The 12,981-nt window shown below is 58.0% G+C and carries 9 protein-coding genes; 5 read left to right on the forward strand and 4 right to left on the reverse strand.

The features are described 5' to 3' along the window. Window positions 1-213: 213 nt before the first annotated feature. Entirely contained in the window at window positions 214-1,902 is a 1,689-nt protein-coding gene (gene fadD2 / locus I9H09_RS17880) for a long-chain-fatty-acid--CoA ligase FadD2 (RefSeq protein ID WP_122347019.1), read from the reverse strand. 403 nt (window positions 1,903-2,305) lie between these two features. Between fadD2 and I9H09_RS17885 the strand changes: the two genes are divergently transcribed. Both I9H09_RS17885 and I9H09_RS17890 read left to right on the forward strand, forming a co-directional pair. Continuing rightward, window positions 2,306-2,776, forward strand: a complete 471-nt coding sequence (locus I9H09_RS17885) for a MaoC family dehydratase (protein WP_005889461.1) — start codon at window positions 2,306-2,308, stop codon at window positions 2,774-2,776. A gap of 174 nt (window positions 2,777-2,950) precedes the next feature. After that, complete coding sequence (locus tag I9H09_RS17890; protein ID WP_122346920.1) at window positions 2,951-4,549, forward strand: pectate lyase family protein; 1,599 nt, start codon at window positions 2,951-2,953, stop codon at window positions 4,547-4,549. Between the two features lie 232 nt (window positions 4,550-4,781). Here I9H09_RS17890 and I9H09_RS17895 read toward each other — a convergent pair whose 3' ends face one another. Together I9H09_RS17895 and I9H09_RS17900 are read right to left on the reverse strand one after the other, a co-directional pair. Beyond that, complete coding sequence (locus I9H09_RS17895) at window positions 4,782-4,937, reverse strand: hypothetical protein (protein WP_032618393.1); 156 nt, start codon at window positions 4,935-4,937, stop codon at window positions 4,782-4,784. A gap of 87 nt (window positions 4,938-5,024) precedes the next feature. Continuing rightward, window positions 5,025-5,363, reverse strand: coding sequence for a hypothetical protein (locus I9H09_RS17900; RefSeq protein WP_005889456.1), 339 nt, complete (start codon window positions 5,361-5,363; stop codon window positions 5,025-5,027). A 231-nt stretch (window positions 5,364-5,594) separates the two neighbouring features. Here I9H09_RS17900 and rapA point away from each other — a divergent pair, with 231 nt between their 5' ends. Further along, window positions 5,595-8,441 (forward strand): RNA polymerase-associated protein RapA, encoded by a 2,847-nt coding sequence (gene rapA / locus I9H09_RS17905; protein ID WP_024669270.1) that lies wholly within the window; start codon window positions 5,595-5,597, stop codon window positions 8,439-8,441. 295 nt (window positions 8,442-8,736) lie between these two features. Then, the gene (locus I9H09_RS17910; protein ID WP_024690232.1) at window positions 8,737-11,019 is read left to right on the forward strand and encodes a putative bifunctional diguanylate cyclase/phosphodiesterase; all 2,283 of its coding nucleotides are present in this window, start codon (window positions 8,737-8,739) and stop codon (window positions 11,017-11,019) included. Between the two features lie 143 nt (window positions 11,020-11,162). Here the strand turns inward: I9H09_RS17910 and I9H09_RS17915 are convergent, their stop codons facing one another. Further along, window positions 11,163-11,468, reverse strand: a complete 306-nt coding sequence (locus I9H09_RS17915; RefSeq protein ID WP_053479419.1) for a DUF2288 domain-containing protein — start codon at window positions 11,466-11,468, stop codon at window positions 11,163-11,165. A gap of 326 nt (window positions 11,469-11,794) precedes the next feature. On the opposite strand from I9H09_RS17915, the gene I9H09_RS17920 reads away from it, so the two are divergent. Then, window positions 11,795-12,919, forward strand: a complete 1,125-nt coding sequence (locus tag I9H09_RS17920; protein WP_122346918.1) for a branched-chain amino acid ABC transporter substrate-binding protein — start codon at window positions 11,795-11,797, stop codon at window positions 12,917-12,919. The last annotated feature ends 62 nt before the right edge of the window (window positions 12,920-12,981 follow it).

Here is a 12,981-nt window from a genome sequence, read left to right on the forward strand (position 1 = left end):
TAAAGGGCCTGACAGTCACTAAAAAGACCAGAAAATAAAATCCAGTCATTTTAGAGGCGTTAAGCCTGCGATGACTGATTGAGTGGAAACCCCCGGAGCAGAGGGTTTAGCGCCTTGCTCATGCCATTTGCGAGGCGCTGCCCCGTGCCTGTCGACACTCTGACGTCGCGTCGGAGGGTATAAACACCTTCAGAATAAGGACGATTCCTACGATCAAGCGAGATCTCTGAGCGCCCTTCGCAGTATCTTGCCTACCGGCGTCATGGGCAAAGAGTCACGCAGGACGATTTGCCTGGGGACCTTGTACGCCGTGAAGTTCTCTTTGCAGAAGGTCTTGAGTTCTTCGACACTCACTCCCCCGTCCAGCGGCACTACAAACAGCTTCACCGCCTCTCCGGAGCGCTCGTCCGGCACACCGATGCACGCACAACTGGCGACTTTCGGGTGAGTCATGACCACGTCTTCGATTTCGTTGGGATAGACGTTGAAACCTGACACGATGATCATGTCCTTCTTGCGATCGACGATGCTGACAAACCCGTCGGCTGCGATAACTGCAATGTCACCGGTCTTGAACCAGCCATCGGCGTCCAGGCATTCGGCAGTGGCGTCCGGTCGGTTCCAGTAGCCTTTCATCACCTGCGGCCCCTTGATGCACAACTCGCCGCGTTCGCCGAATGGCAGCTCGGCGCCCTCATCGTCAATGATCTTCATGGCGGTGCCCGGCACCGGAATACCGACCGTGCCCAGGCGCGCGAGTGAGCCATACGGGTTAGCGCTGGCGACCGGAGACGTCTCGGTCAGGCCGTAACCCTCGACAATCGTGCAGCCGGTAATCTGTGCCCAGCGCTCGGCAGTCGTTTTGACCAGTGCCGTGCCACCGGAATTGGTGCTTTTCAGCGTCGAGAAATCCAGCTTGCTGAATGCCGGGTGGTTCATGAGCGCCACGAACAGGGTATTGAGGCCCACCATCGCGGTGAATTTCCACTTCCCCAGTTCTTTGATGAAGGCGCTGATATCACGAGGGTTGGTGATCAGGATGTTGTGGTTGCCGCTGAGCGTCATGCACATGCAGTGCGCTGTAAATGCGTAGATGTGATAAAGCGGCAACGGCGCGATCATCACTTCGCAGCCCTCTTCAAACGCCGGACCGCCCTCGGGAAGTTGCTGGCGCATGCAGGCATACACCTGCTGCATGTTGGCGACCAGATTGCCGTGGGTGAGCATCGCGCCCTTGGCCAGCCCCGTAGTGCCACCGGTGTATTGCAGCACGGCAACATCGTCCAGCCCCTGCGGGACGACATTGATCGCGCTATTGCGTCCGAGGCGCAAGGCGCGTTTGAAGCCGACCGCCTGGGACAACTGATAGTCGGGCACGAGCTTCTTGACCTTGTCGACGATGGTGTTGACCAACCACCCTTTGGCCGCCGACTGCATGTCACCCATTTTGACTTCGATCAGGTATTCGATAGCCGTGTCAGGAAGCACTTCCTGCACCAGCTTGCCGAACAGGTTGAGGTACACCAGCGCCCTGGCGCCCGAATCCTGGAACTGATGGCGCATCTCGCGCGCGGTGTACAGGGGGTTGGTGTTGACCACTATCAGGCCGGCACGCATGGCCCCGAAGACTGCGATCGGGTATTGCAGAAGGTTGGGCATCTGCACCGCAATGCGGTCGCCAGGCAGCAACTGCGTATGCTGTTGAAGATACCCGGCAAATGCTGCGGAATGCCGATCCAGCTCAGCGTACGTCAGGGTTACGCCCATGTTGCTGAACGCGGGGCGATCCGCAAACTTGCGGCAGCTGCGCTCAAAAACATCGATGACCGATTGATAGGCTCGAAGATCCACATCGGCATCGACGCCAGCGGGCCGTTTGTCGGTCCAGAAATCAGCATTCATTATTTTTATCCTCTTCCCTGCATAGGCCTGGCCCGACGTTAGCAGTTAAAACGCATCAGGCAAATCGCCATCCGCGTGGTATCAGCAGCATGAATCTCGTCGCTGTTCAGGCTGCAATCAGCCGCTCGCTATACACTGGCGGGCGGACGCCCGGCAGTCACCATCGCCCCGTAACACTTCAACGCTTCGAGCGCCCTGTTTATCAGCCCGTGGCTTATTATTCACGGCGGATGTGATCCGATGAGTGTCGGCAAACGTCTGACTGATCTTGCCGGTGTATTGGCAGTAGTGAGTCATCAAGTGTTACAAAACACGGTCTATCAAAGACGCGACCCAAGGGCGCGGCTACGCAGGTCGAATCAACCGGCCAGTTTCAATTCTTTTTCATTGTCAGGACAGCCACATGACTCAAGTCACCAACACGCCATACGAAGCCCTTGAAGTCGGTCAGACCGCCAGCTACAGCAAGAAGGTGGAAGAGCGTGACATCCAGTTGTTCGCCGCCATGTCCGGTGACCACAACCCGGTTCATCTGGACGCCGAATACGCATCCAAGACCATGTTCAAGGAGCGTATCGCCCACGGCATGTTCAGTGGTGCGCTGATCAGCGCAGCGGTTGCGTGCGAGCTGCCTGGCCCCGGCACTATTTATATCGGTCAGCAGATGACCTTCCAGAAACCAGTGAAGCTGGGCGACACCCTGACTGTGCGCCTGGAAATTCTGGAAAAACTGCCTAAATTCCGCGTTCGTATCGCCACCCGTGTTTTCAATCAGAACGACGAGTTGGTAGTAGACGGCGAAGCTGAAATCCTCGCCCCTCGCAAACAGCAGACTGTCGACCTGACCGTGCTGCCAGAGATCACGTTCGGCTGATACTGAACGCGTGCGCGTGTCCGGATGACACGCGCCCAAGGCTAGCTTTTCGCCTGAATACCAAAACTCATGATCCAGCCGGAACTCTTTTCCTGTGTCTTCCACTCAGGCAACGAGTACTACTTTGTTAGCCGGGATCACGAATTTTTTATTCCCACAGGCGGGAAACCAGTCATGAATATGATCAACAGAAACTATTATCCCGTCTCCGGACTGTCGAACCAAAGCATCACTCCAGAGACCGGCGCTCACCCGCCAGCCGATCTGAAGCCCGGCCATACTGGCAATCAAGTCGATTTCAGCCCGCCGCAACGTGCAACGGCGTTGCAGTCACCACTTGATACAGCCAGCTCTCGCGCTAGACCGGCCTCTTCAAACACGCCAGAAAGCGCCACTGGCCTGTTACTGAACAAGCTCGTCGAAGCCATTCGCAACATTCTCAAAGACCTGTTTCCAAAATCGTCGGCACATCCACAAGACGGCTCGACGCATTCGCCTGCGCAGTCACGAGGCGAACAGGCACCAAACGCTTCCCAACCATCATCGTCGCCTTCGACAACGGCCCCCGCATCCCCCTCAGCTGCCCAGGGCAAAACAGAAAAGCCTTTCGTGGTGCAGAACGACCCAACAGCGGACAAAACTGCGACGCTGCCTGAAAAAACCGCAGGGGCGCCTTCTGATACGTCGAATAGGCAACTCAAGGCTGCTGATAAAACGCAGGACACGCCTGACGCGTCGGAGACGTCAGCCACGGCACCCGCACAGCTGAAAACGTCAATGTCTGCCGTCGACAGACCTGACGCGGCAGAAAAGGTGGCAAGGCCCGCAACCTCTGCCGCTCATGGCCCTGGAGCGGATATGTCGGGCATGCTCGGTTTCGCCAAGGAAGCAAACACCACCGGCGGCAACAATGGCGAGGTCGTCACCGTCAATACCGTGGCGGACCTCAAGAAGAATATGGAAGACGACACCGCTCGCACTATTCGCCTCGGCGCCAACCTGACCGCCGACAGCAAAGTAACCATCAACTTCGGTGCCAATAAAACCCTGCTGGGCACCGACAAGGGCAACGGCCTGCATAACATCTATCTGGCCAGTGACAAGAACGCGGGCAATGACATTTTTCAGAACCTGAACTTCACCCATGACAGCCGTTACCGTGAAAACGGCGACATGCAGATGTTCATCAGCAGTGGCCAGAAATACTGGATCGACCACAACACCTACACCGGCACCAAGGATCAGAACCCCAAAGGGTTGGACAAACTTCTGTACGTTGGCGGCAAGGCAGATAACGTCACCCTGACCAATTCGAAATTCCAGAACAACGAGTATGGCGCGATTTTCGGCCAGCCAGACGACTCGGCAGCTGCCAAGGCCGAGTACAAGGGTTACCCGCGAATGACCATCGCCGACAACGTTTTCAGCAACCTTGATGTTCGCGGACCCGGTCTGTTTCGTCAGGGGGAATTTGACGTATTCAACAACTCGATCGACAAATTCCACCTCGGTTTCACTGCAACCGGGAACGCGACCATCCTGTCGCAGGCCAACTATTTCAGCAACGGCGTCGATGTTTCTCACAAGGCAAGTAATCGCGGCGTGCTGGATGACTATGGCGATGCGCACTTTAAGGACATCGGCAGCAATGTCAGCTTCACTCAGAAATCATCTACGACCGAATGGACGCCGAGCTACAACCGCGACATCAAGACGGCGCAAGAAGCGAGAGCCTATGACCAGGCCAATGCAGGCGCCAAAGTTCTGAGCTGACGGTATCCGGAAATCAACGAGGCTTCCGGCACACAGACGAAAAAAAGGGCGACCGAAGTCGCCCCAAGTGCCTTGCGTGCCCATTGATTGCCGACGCCTGCGTGGTCGCCGACGTTGTTTTCGATGGACTGATAATGAACCGGAATGTGCAGAGGCGAGTTGACCCAGATCAGTTGTTCGCCTGTCAGGCGAGACCAGAGCACGGATCAGATAAAAAAGGACACAGACGGGGTCAGCGCTTTTTGGGCTTTTTCTTGGGTTTCTTGCTGCTCAACGGCATCGCCTGCTCGAAGGCGTTGCGCACTTCGTTGAGGCGCTTGTCGTTGAGATCGTGAACGCGCTTGGCGCGCTCGGCACCCAGGTCGATCAGTTTTTCATCGTCGTTCATGGTTTGCCGCTCTCGAACACGGGAATCAGCACCAATAATGCTTAATCGCATCGGGCATGACCAGCGCAGATCCGGCGATTATCGCGATCAGACCTGAATATCGACCCATATGCCCTGGCGTGGCTCGTCATCGATGAGCGGTACGACAGGCACGGTGTTGTCGGCATTCAGCGAATCGCCAGGAACCACAAGCCCTTCATAAGCCTCAGGTTCTTCATGACTGCGACCGTGCTGCTGTTGCTGACGCTGCTGCTCTTCACGCAACAGCAATGCACTGCGTTCAGTATCTTCATTGTGCAGGTCGATGGAGGTCTCGTTGGAACTCTCCTGTACCGGCGCGACAGGCGGGATGTCCGGCATGCGCTTGGCCGGGTCCAGCTGTGATGTCACGGGCACCACACTTAACGGAAGCATAGGTTGCAGCATGGTTTATATCCTCTTATCGGGGTTTCGGCCGTGCGCAGGGCAACTTGAACCGACATGAAACAGGTTGCATTAATTTATGGCCTTTTTGGACTGCCATAAGTGAAATAAGTGTCATGGAACTTAAAATCAGGTAGCGGCCGGCCGACAACCCGAGGTTTTTTCACGCCACCTTTGGTCTTCGGGGCGCGTTCCGTTAACATAGTCAGCTTTTTCAAGCGGGAGACAGGCAGCATGGCGCAGCAGTATCAACCGGGGCAACGCTGGATTAGCGACAGCGAAGCCGAGCTGGGTTTGGGCACCGTTCTGGCACAGGACGGCCGCTTGTTGACCGTGCTCTATCCGGCCACTGGCGAGACTCGCCAGTACGCACTGCGTAATGCACCGTTGACCCGTGTGCGTTTCTCACCGGGCGATGTGATCACGCACTTCGAAAACTGGAAAATGACCGTTCGCGAAGTCGACGACGTCGATGGCCTGTTGGTCTATCACGGCCTGAACGCGCAAAACGAAGTGGTCACGCTGCCAGAAACCCAGTTGTCGAACTTCATCCAGTTCCGCCTGGCGACCGACCGTCTGTTCGCGGGCCAGATCGACCAGCTGTCCTGGTTTTCGCTGCGTTACAACACACTCGAGCACACCAGCCGCCAGTTGCAGTCCTCGCTTTGGGGCCTGGGTGGCGTGCGTGCGCAACCTATCGCGCACCAGTTGCACATCGCCCGGGAAGTCGCCGACCGCATTGCGCCACGCGTATTGCTGGCCGACGAAGTGGGCCTTGGCAAGACCATCGAAGCCGGTCTGGTCATTCATCGCCAATTGCTGTCGGGGCGCGCCAACCGTGTGCTGATTCTGGTTCCGGAAAACCTTCAGCATCAATGGCTGGTGGAGATGCGCCGCCGCTTCAACCTGCAAGTTGCATTGTTCGACGCCGAGCGCTTTATGGAAAGCGATGCCGGCAATCCGTTCGAAGACACCCAACTGGCGCTGGTTGCGCTGGAGTGGCTTGTCGAGGACGAAAAGGCTCAGGACGCGCTGTTCGCGGCTGGCTGGGACCTGATGGTGGTCGACGAAGCGCATCACCTGGTCTGGCACGAAGACAAGGCCAGTCGCGAATATTCGCTGGTCGAGCAACTGGCCGAAGTCATTGCCGGCGTGCTGCTGCTGACCGCAACCCCTGAACAACTGGGTCAGGACAGCCACTTCGCACGCCTGCGCCTGCTCGACCCCAACCGTTTCCACGACCTGAAAGCCTTCCGTGCCGAGAGCGAAAACTATCGCCCGGTGGCCCAGGCCGTCCAGGAACTGCTCGACAAGGGCAAATTGTCTCCGCAAGCCCAGACCACCATTCATGGCTTCCTCGGTGCTGAAGGCGATGCCTTGCTGGCCGCAGTCAATGCCGGCGACGACGAAGCCAAGTCGCGCCTGATTCGCGAGCTGCTTGATCGTCACGGCACCGGCCGCGTGCTGTTCCGCAACACGCGTGCCGCCGTGCAGGGCTTTCCGGAGCGCAAGCTGCACGAATACCCACTGCCCTGCCCGGTCGAATACCTGGAGTTGCCGGTGGGCGAACACGCCGACCTTTACCCTGAGGTAAGCTTCCAGGCGCATTCGGAGGTCAGCGAAGAAGAACGCTGGTGGCGTTTTGACCCGCGCGTCGACTGGCTGATCGATACCCTGAAGATGCTCAAGCGCGTCAAGGTACTGGTCATCTGCGCCCACGCCGAAACCGCGATGGATCTGGAAGACGCGCTGCGTGTGCGCTCCGGTATTCCGGCCACGGTGTTCCACGAAGGCATGAACATCCTCGAACGCGACCGTGCCGCTGCCTACTTCGCAGACGAAGAATTCGGCGCTCAGGTACTGATCTGCTCGGAAATAGGCAGTGAAGGCCGCAACTTCCAGTTCTCCCATCACCTGGTTCTGTTCGACCTGCCGTCCCACCCGGATTTGCTGGAGCAGCGCATCGGTCGTCTGGACCGGATCGGCCAGAAGCACACCATTGAACTGCACGTGCCGTTCCTCGAAACCAGCCCACAAGCGCGCCTGTTCCAGTGGTATCACGAAGCGCTCAACGCTTTCCTCAACACATGCCCGACCGGCAACGCCTTGCAGCACCAGTTCGGCTCGCGCCTGCTGCCTCTGCTGGAAAGCGGTGACGATGACGAATGGCAAAAGCTGATCAATGAAGCACGTGCCGAGCGCGAGCGTCTCGAGAGCGAGCTGCACACCGGCCGCGACCGCCTGCTGGAACTCAACTCGGGCGGCGCCGGTGAGGGCGAAGCGCTGGTCGAAGCGATTCTCGACCAGGACGATCAGTTCAGCCTGCCTATCTACATGGAAACCCTGTTCGACGCGTTCGGCATCGACAGCGAGGACCATTCGGAAAACGCCCTGATCCTCAAGCCGAGCGAAAAAATGCTCGACGCCAGCTTCCCGCTGGGCGACGACGAAGGCGTGACCATCACCTACGATCGCAACCAGGCGCTGTCCCGCGAGGACATGCAGTTCATCACCTGGGAGCACCCGATGGTTCAGGGTGGCATGGACCTCGTGCTGTCCGGTTCGATGGGCAACACGGCCGTCGCACTGATCAAGAACAAGGCGCTCAAGCCGGGCACCGTACTGCTGGAGCTCATCTACGTCAGCGAAGTGGTCGCGCCGCGCTCATTGCAGTTGGGCCGTTACCTGCCTCCTGCTGCCCTTCGCTGCCTGCTTGATCCAAACGGCAATGATCTGTCGAGCCGCGTGTCGTTCAACACCCTGAACGACCAGCTCGAAAGCGTGCCTCGCGCCAGCGCGAACAAGTTCATTCAGGCACAACGCGACCTGCTGACCCCGAGAATCAACGCGGGCGAAGAGAAAATCACACCGAAACACGCTGAGCGTGTGGCCGAAGCGCAGCGCCGTCTGGCAGCCGATACTGAAGAGGAACTGGCCCGTCTGACAGCCTTGCAAGCGGTCAACCCGACCGTGCGCGACAGCGAACTGGTTGCCTTGCGCGCCCAACGTGAACAGGGCCTGGCCATGCTTGAAAAAGCTGCACTGCGTTTGGAGGCGATTCGGGTACTGGTCGCAGGTTGAGGCCTAATAACCCATCGCCAGGCCGACACAAAGGCCGAGCTTTCAGGACAGGGCTCGTTCACGAGCCCGTTTGTCCCTTTCTCGTTACTTACGTAAGCAGGACGCCGAAATGCTATCTGCCTGTAAACGTTGGTAAAAACAGCGAACAAGTGATGGCCTTTTATAACTATTCGTTATTGAAGACATATCAAAATGACAGCTCATTTGGCTGGCAGGTTGCAAACAGGCTCTATACTCACCCGGAATCGCCAGGCCTTCAGCCTTGGCGCCCTGGTAGTGAACAATAGGGCACGCTATGGAGTGGCTGGGTTTGAACATGTTCGCCGGCCTGCCGGCTGACGGACAAGTACTGATTGATTGCAGTCATAATATGTTCCTCGTGGCACTGGCCTATGGCGTGGCCTGTGCTGCCTGTTTTGCGACGCTCGACATCGCCGACCGCGTTATCCAGGTCGAGGCCGTAAGAAGCCGTCGCCTCTGGAAGGCGCTCGGTGCGCTGTGCCTTGCGGGCGGTGTGTGGGCCATGCACTTCATCAGCATGCTTGCATTTCAGGCGCCGCTGACCATTGCCTATGACCTGACCGTCACCCTGATGTCACTGCTGGTAGTGCTGGTCACTGCCCTGGTCGCGATCAAAGCCCTGACGGTCCCTACGCTCACCACCCAACGCTGCCTGCTCAGCGCGGTGGTCATGGGCATCGGCATTGCCATCATGCATTACCTGGGCATGTCAGCCATGCGGTCCGCCGCTACCCAGCACTACGAACCGAAGATGTTCGCGCTGTCCATTCTGGTAGCCATTCTGTCCAGCGTGGCGTTGCTGACCTTGTCCCGTCACCTGCGCCAGCACAGCGGCATGTTCCACCAGATGTTCCGTTACGGGGTCAGCCTTCTGCTGGGCGCGGGCCTGCTGACCATGCACCTGATGGGCATGCGGGCGTTGCGGCTGGTCATGCCTGAAGGGGCGCCGCTGCACATTCCAAGCACTGAAAACAGCCAGCAACTGGGGCTTACCATCGCGGTCATCACGCTGTTGATCATCGCAGGGAGCATCAGCGCGGCGATGGCCGACAAGAAGCTGCAAGGCAAGGACCACGACCTGAAGCGGGTCAATGCGCTGCTCAGCCAACTGGATCAGGCGCGCGTCTCGCTGCAGCAGGTGGCGCACTACGATCCTTTGACCAACCTGATCAACCGACGCGGTTTCAACCAGATATTTGCCGAAAAACTGCTGGAGCATGCCCATACCAGCGGCCTGCTGGCGGTGATGTTTCTGGACATCGACCACTTCAAGCGCATCAACGACAGCCTGGGCCACGACGCCGGGGACGAACTGCTCAAGGTGATTGCGGAGCGCATCCGCAGCGCAACCCGGGTTCAAGACGTGGTCGCGCGTTTCGGTGGTGACGAGTTCTGCATCCTGTTGAGCGTTCCGGACTACGAAGAGGCTCGGCATCTGGCTCATCGGGTCATGCACCGGATGAAAGACCCTATCGGCCTGGCGGGACGGCGCATGGTGATGACCACCAGCATCGGCATCGCCGTGTTCCCGCGTGACGGGTCATCCTGTGACGAATTGCTCAAGCATGCCGACCTGGCGCTCTATCAATCCAAGGGCAACGGGCGCAACAGGGTCAATTTCTTCAGTCCGGCACTCAAGACCAAAGCCAGCCTGGAGCTGCACCTTGAGGAAGAGCTGCGCAACGCCTTGCGCGAAGAGGCGGGTCTGCAGGTCTACTACCAACCGATCATCGACCTGCAAACCGGCCACGTCGCCAAGCTGGAAGCCCTGGTGCGCTGGAATCACCCGCAACACGGTCTGCTGACGCCTGATCGCTTCATCAGCATTGCCGAGGCCAACGGCCTGATTGCCGAACTCGACAACTGGGTGCTTCGCCGTGCCTGCCATGACCTCGGCACATTGCGTAGCGAGGGGCTGGACCCGGTGATCATTACCGTCAACTGCTCGGCGCTCAACCTGAGTCGTGACGAACTGGTAGACGAAGTCCGGAAGGCGCTGGCCGACGCGAATGCAGCACCGGGACGGCTCGAACTGGAGGTCACCGAAAACGCCCTGATGGGCAACATCAGCAACACCATCCTGTTGCTCAAGCAGATTCGCAGCCTGGGGGTATCGTTGTCGATTGACGATTTTGGCACGGGCTATTCATCACTGGCTTACCTCAAGCGTCTGCCGCTGGACACGCTGAAGATCGACCGGTCCTTCATTGTCGATATCCCCGAGTCTCCTCAGGACATGGAGATTGTGCAGGCCATTATCGTCATGGCGCATACACTGCGCCTCAAAGTCGTCACAGAAGGCGTTGAATCCCAGGCGCAATTGGATTTTCTCAGCCAGTTCGGCAGCGATTACGTGCAGGGCTATCTGTTCAGCAGGCCGCAGCCACTGGAACGAATCATCCCTTTCGTCAAACAGATGAATGAGCGCGAACCCGCCAGCCGATGGCCGACGCTGCCCATGCCGCAACAGGATGGCGAGCATCCGAAAGGCCTGGGCGCAGTTACCGACCTTTCCGATTCAGATGACTTTTCAAACCGCGGACAGATTCGTCACTGAATGTTCGCAACAGGTGGCCTGAGCACCCTGATCGAGATCACCGCACCTGCGTCAGATGATGTGGCTTTATGCTACGCAGGTATACCTGCAGTTACCTTCCCACCCACTCAGCAAGAGGCATGCGCACTTTATTGGTGCAACGGTCAATCCGTCGCCCTGTCCTGGATCAAAATCCAAGGGGCCACTACTACCGCCCAGAGCAACGGATCGGTCTCTACCAGCTCAAGCGCCTTGGTTTCAGACACCTTGCCAACCCGCCCGTCAGTCAGCCACGCAGACACCCTGGCTGCATCATTTTCGGCCACGGCTTCTGCGACTTCGATCAGATCCAGAGGCCGCTCGACCCACAACAAAGTGCCCTTGGCAAAGAATGGTTGCAATTCAGTCCAGGTGATTGAGGCGGTTTCGCCAAGCAGTTTGGCATAGAGGGTGCTAGGTTCTTGCGTCATGGGTTTCACCAGAAAGAAAATCGGTGCAATGATACCGCCGACTTTCCCACCGGCAAGCCCAGATGAAGGTGACGGGTTGCAACGAAATGCAGCTAACCCGATGGTTCTGAAATGATTTCAGGCACTCGATGGGTTGGATTGTGTAACTTTCTTTCGATTACGCGACACGCATCGGTTTGTCCCCAAATGCCTGACTATCCAAGCCAACGAGCGGCGCTCTAAACTGTTCCGGTACAGTTGGCGGCGTGGGAAAACCGGTGATCGAATCCGGTCCTGGAGCCTTGGCCATCAGGATTATAAAAACTACAACGCAAGAGTGGAGCATCATGACTAAGGGTACCAATAAGCTTTCCAGGCTGTTTGCCGCACTGGTTATGGCGGGGGTTGCCAGCCATTCGTTCGCAGCTGACACCATCAAGATCGGCATCGCCGGCCCCAAGACCGGCCCTGTTGCCGAATACGGCAAAATGCAGTTCAATGGCGCCAAGATGGCCATCGAACAGATCAACGCCAAGGGTGGCGTGGATGGCAAGCAGCTTGAGGCAGTCGAGTACGACGACGCCTGCGACCCGAAACAGGCCGTTGCAGTTGCCAACAAAGTCGTCAACGACGGCGTGAAGTTCGTTGTCGGCCACCTCTGCTCCAGCTCCGCCCAGCCAGCGTCCGATGTTTACGAAGACGAAGGCATCATCATGGTCACCCCGGCCGCTACCAGCCCGGACCTCACCGCCCGTGGCTACACGCTGGTGTTCCGCACCATCGGCCTGGACAGCGCCCAGGGCCCTGCCGCCGGCAACTACATTGCCAAGGTCGCCAAGCCGAAAATCGTTGCCGTCATTCACGACAAGCAGCAATACGGTGAGGGCATTGCCACCGCCGTCAAACAGACGCTCGAAAAAGACGGCGTAAAAGTCGCACTCTTCGAAGGCATCAATGCTGGCGACAAAGACTTCTCGTCGCTGATCGCCAAGCTCAAGCAGGCCAACGTCGACTTCGTCTACTACGGCGGCTACCACCCTGAGCTGGGCCAGATCCTGCGCCAGGCCAAGGAAAAAGGTCTGAACGCCAAGTTCATGGGCCCTGAAGGCGTGGGCAACGATTCCATCTCGCAGATCGCTGGCGATGCATCCGAAGGCCTGCTGGTCACCCTGCCGAAATCCTTTGATCAGGACCCGGTCAACCAGGCGCTGACCGAAGCATTCAAGGCCAAGACACAGGACCCGAGCGGCCCGTTCGTGTACCCGTCCTACTCCGCAGTCCAGGTGATTGCCGACGGTATCACCGCTGCCAAGTCCGAAGACACCACCAAAGTGGCAGCGGCCATTCATGCCGGCACGTTCAAGACGCCGATGGGCGAACTGAGCTACGACGAGAAAGGCGATCTGAAGAACTTCCAGTTCGTGGTCTACGAGTGGCACTTCGGCAAGCCGAAGACCGAAGCCGCTCAGTAAGCTGCCTGTATCAACCCTCAAAGCCCACTGCCAGCGCAGTGGGCTTTGTTTTACGAATCCAG

This window comes from Pseudomonas tremae, assembly GCF_023278125.1.
GTDB lineage: Bacteria > Pseudomonadota > Gammaproteobacteria > Pseudomonadales > Pseudomonadaceae > Aquipseudomonas > Aquipseudomonas tremae.